This window comes from Kutzneria sp. 744 (assembly GCF_000568255.1).
Classification (GTDB): Bacteria; Actinomycetota; Actinomycetes; order Mycobacteriales; family Pseudonocardiaceae; genus Kutzneria.
In genome coordinates this window covers 7,902,583-7,905,955 of record NZ_KK037166.1, presented here as the reverse complement: position 1 = coordinate 7,905,955, position 3,373 = coordinate 7,902,583, and the positions used below count along the sequence as shown (strand labels likewise).

Below are 3,373 nucleotides of genomic sequence, written 5' to 3'. Positions count from 1 at the left end.
CGGCCAGTGGATCGCCTACAACGCCGACGAGGCGCTCTCCGCCGCCTACGGCCGGCGAGACACGCTTCGCGTCGTGCGCGCCGACGGCACGGGCGACCGCGAGCTCGCCGCCGACCGCAGCCTCGGCGACGGTCCCGCCTACGGCTTCTTCGGCGCCGTCTGGCTGCCCGACTCCTCCGGCGTCGTCGCCATGCGGGCCACCGAGTCCACCGAGCAGGAGTGCCCGCACTACGAGATCGTGCTCGTCACCCTGGCCGACGGCGCCGTGCGGCAGCTCGTGGCCGACTTCCCCGACTGGAGCGAGAGTCCCGTCGTCTCGCCCGACGGGCAGTCCGTGTACTTCACCAGTGACCGGCTCGGCCGGCGTCCCGTGTGGCGCGTCGACCTGGCGTCCGGCGAGGTCACCCGGCTCACCGGCGAGGGCCACTACAGCGAGGTCTGCGTCGCTGCCGACGGCTCCGCCGTGTACGCGCTGCGAGACTCCATCGCCCACCCCGCTCAGCCCGTTCGGCTCGACCCCGTCGCCGTCGAGCAGGACCCCGTCCCGCTGCCCGCTCCCGGCGTCATCGACTCGCTGCCCGGCACCCTCACCGAGGTCGAGACCACCGTCTCCGACGGCCGCACCGTCCGGGCCTGGCTCGCCCTGCCCGCCGGCGCCTCCGCCGACTCCCCCGCGCCGTTGACGCTGTGGATCCATGGCGGGCCCATGATGAGCAACAACGGCTGGTCCTGGCGTTGGAACCCGTGGCTCCTGGTCGCCCGGGGCTACGCCGTCCTGATGCCCGACCCCGCCCTGTCCACCGGCTACGGCCGCGACATGATCCAGGCCGGTTGGGGCGCCTGGGGCGCCGCTCCCTTCACCGACCTCATGGCCATCACCGACGTCACCGTCGAGCGCCCCGACATCGACGAGGGCCGCACCGCCGCCATGGGCGGCTCCTTCGGCGGCTACATGGCCAACTGGGTAGCCACCCAGACCGACCGCTTCGACGCCATCGTCACCCACGCCTCCCTGTGGAACCTCGAAGCCTTCACCGGCGTCACCGACGCGTCCTACTACTGGATGCGGGAGATGACCGACCCCCTGCGCTCCACCGAGCGCATCCTGGCCAACTCGCCCCACCTGCGCGTCGCCGACATCAGCACGCCCATGCTGGTCATCCACGGCGACAAGGACTACCGCGTCCCCATCGGCGAGGGCATCCGGCTGTACTTCGACCTCGTCCGCCACGGCGTGCCCTCGAAGTTCCTGTACTACCCCACCGAGAACCACTGGATCCTCACGCCCGGCAACTCCAAGGTCTGGTACGAGACCGTGCTGGCCTTCCTCGCCGAGCACGTCCTCGGCGAGAAGTGGGAACGCCCCGCCCTCATCTGACCCGCCCCGGGCTGATCCGCCCGGGGCGGTTCACTCGGAAACCCAGCAGTCACAAGGCCCGCCGGCCCACCCCCGGCGGGCCTTGGTACTTCCCAGCCACAGGCCCACACCACCCGGCCCCGGCGGGCCTTGGCACTTCCCAGCCAGAGGCCCACGCCGCCCGGCCCCGGCGGGCCTTGGTGCTCCCCAACCACAGGCCGACGCCTCCCTACCCCTCACCGCACCCCAACGGCTGAACCCACCCTCAGCGCCGCGCCATCCCAGGCCCCGGCCGCAGCCCCGCAGCCCCGCAGCCCCGCAGCCCCGCAGCCCCGCAGCCGAACGCAACCACAACCCAGCGACTAACTCACGCCGGGGTCCCGCATCTCCGCACCCCAACGGGCCCGGATCAGCCCGGCGCTGCGGCGGCACCAGTCCACGTTCTCCTGCTCGAACCGCCGCCCCCGCAGGCAGGTCAGATAGGGGCCGATACGTTCCCCCGTTGCGAGGAAGGTGTCCTCGTCCAGGTCTCCGCGCAGGGCCCGCAGGGTCCCGTCGAACAGCTCCGCCTTGGCCGCCGCCTGCACCGCGCGCTCCTCCAGCCGGGCCACGACCGCATCGGCGTCGGTCCGATCCACGGCGTGCACCTTCACCAGCAGGTCATCCCGAATCACCGCCGGCTTCGCCTCCGCCTCGGCGAAGCGCACCAGCTCGGCCACCCCCGCCTCCGTGACGGTGTACACCCGCTTGTTGGGCCGATCGAGCTGGATCACCAGCTCCCCGTCGACCAGCCCGGCCCGCTCCAACTTGGCGAGCTCGCCGTACAGCTGCTGCGGCGAGGCGTACCAGAAGTTGGCCACCCCGGTGTCGAACACCTTGGCCAGCTGATAACCGCTGAACTCGCCCCCGAGCAGCACGGCCAGCACCGCGTGCCGCAACGCCATCGGCCACCCTCCCGTCTCCCGCCCACACACGCCACCCGACTGAGCCCTCCCGACCGGGCCATCCCGAGCAAGCCATCCCGGCCGAGCCGTCCCGGCCAGGCTGGCTCTGCCGAGGGCGGCTCTGCCGGCGACCGGGCGGTATGTCACCCGGGTGGCCGGCCCTTCCGGCGCTCCGATCCGGTCGCTCCGATCCTTGACCGGCGCGGCCACCCTACGCAAGACTGCGACTAGTCAATTTTATGACTATGAACGGCGCTCAGGGAGGCCCCACCGTGTCCACCACCCCAGCGGTCGAGACCCAGGCCGCCGACTCCGCGACCGCGGGCACGCCGACGACGCGGGCGGTCGCCCGACTGCGCGCGGCGGTCGAGCAGGGCGACCACGCCACGATCGTCGGCCTGTTCCGCGACGACATCGTCTTCCACAGCCCGGTGAAGTTCCGCCCGTTCGAGGGCATCGCCACCGTCGGCGCCCTGTTCGCGGTGCTGATGCGCACGTTCGAGGACTTCCGCTACGTCGGCGAGCTGACCGGCGACCTCGAGGGCGACGCGGACTCGTGCGTGCTGGTGTTCCGCGCCCGGGTCGGCGACAAGCAGATCCACGGCGTCGACATGCTGCAGTTCGACGACGAGGGCAGGATCGCCACGTTCACCGTGATGGTGCGGCCGCAGTCCGCCGCCATGGCGCTCAGCGAGGCCGTGTTCGCCGGCCTCGTCGCCGACGGCGTCGTGCCGGCCCCGCAGGCAGGAGGTCAGCAGTGAAGCTGGGCTACCACACCGGGTACTGGTCGTCCGGACCGCCGGCGGGCGTCGCCGAGGCCGTGATCGAGGCCGACCGCCTCGGTTTCGACTCGGTGTGGACCGCCGAGGCCTACGGCTCCGACGCGCTCACCCCGCTGGCCTGGTGGGGCGCGGCGACCAAGAACATCAAGCTGGCCACCAACATCATGCAGATGTCGGCCCGCACCCCGGCCGCCGCCGGCATGGCCGCGATCACCCTGGACCACCTGTCCGGCGGCCGTTTCGTGCTCGGCCTCGGCGCGTCCGGCCCGCAGGTCGTGGAGGGCTGGTAC

4 protein-coding genes are annotated in these 3,373 nt (G+C 72.2%); 3 read left to right on the top strand and 1 reads right to left on the bottom strand.

The window, feature by feature from the left end; genetic code table 11:
* Positions 1-1,378: S9 family peptidase (locus KUTG_RS36400; RefSeq protein ID WP_052395809.1), on the top strand; the 1,378-nt coding region annotated here is incomplete at its 5' end.
* Between the two features lie 341 nt (positions 1,379-1,719).
* On the opposite strand, the gene KUTG_RS36395 is transcribed toward KUTG_RS36400, so the two are convergent.
* Positions 1,720-2,301: a PadR family transcriptional regulator gene (locus tag KUTG_RS36395; protein WP_043723326.1), complete on the bottom strand. Its 582-nt coding sequence runs from the start codon at positions 2,299-2,301 to the stop codon at positions 1,720-1,722.
* A 272-nt stretch (positions 2,302-2,573) separates the two neighbouring features.
* Here KUTG_RS36395 and KUTG_RS36390 point away from each other — a divergent pair, with 272 nt between their 5' ends.
* Together KUTG_RS36390 and KUTG_RS36385 are read left to right on the top strand one after the other, a co-directional pair.
* Positions 2,574-3,062, top strand: a complete 489-nt coding sequence (locus tag KUTG_RS36390) for a nuclear transport factor 2 family protein (RefSeq protein ID WP_232241160.1) — start codon at positions 2,574-2,576, stop codon at positions 3,060-3,062.
* Positions 3,059-3,373, top strand: a 315-nt coding sequence (locus tag KUTG_RS36385) for an LLM class flavin-dependent oxidoreductase (RefSeq protein ID WP_043723323.1), incomplete at its 3' end; no start/stop codon positions are given. The genes KUTG_RS36390 and KUTG_RS36385, both read left to right, overlap by 4 nt.

What these genes read in the sequence shown, in the direction of transcription:
- KUTG_RS36395 (WP_043723326.1), bottom strand. Translation starts at nt 2,301, where the DNA reads ATGGCGTTGCGGCACGCGGTGCTGGCCGTGCTGCTCGGGGGCGAGTTC.